Source organism: Shewanella sp. NKUCC06_TVS (assembly GCF_019345515.1).
Classification (GTDB): Bacteria; Pseudomonadota; Gammaproteobacteria; order Enterobacterales; family Shewanellaceae; genus Shewanella; species Shewanella oncorhynchi.
The window spans coordinates 1-215 of the sequence record NZ_JAHKQX010000065.1 but is presented as its reverse complement, the minus strand read 5'-3'; the positions used below and the strand labels follow the sequence as shown (position 1 = coordinate 215).

The following is a 215-nucleotide window of genomic DNA, read 5'->3' as shown; positions in this document are numbered from 1 at the left end:
CTGGCACCGTCACCGAAGACGGCGATTCCGACACCCTGCCAGGCACAGTACAAACGGTGGCCGGCACCTTAACCGTCACCGACGTCGACAACGGCGAAGCGGTCTTCCAAGTGCAAACCAATGTCGCCGATGGCAACTACGGTTTCTTCAGCATTGATGCCGACGGTAACTGGACCTACACCTTAAACAACAGCCACAGCGACGTGCAGTCACTC

At 57.7% G+C, this 215-nt stretch carries 1 protein-coding gene; it reads left to right on the top strand.

Features of this window, described 5'->3' with window-relative positions; genetic code table 11:
* Window positions 1–215: VCBS domain-containing protein (locus KO531_RS22320; protein ID WP_219252250.1), on the top strand; the 215-nt coding region annotated here is incomplete at both ends.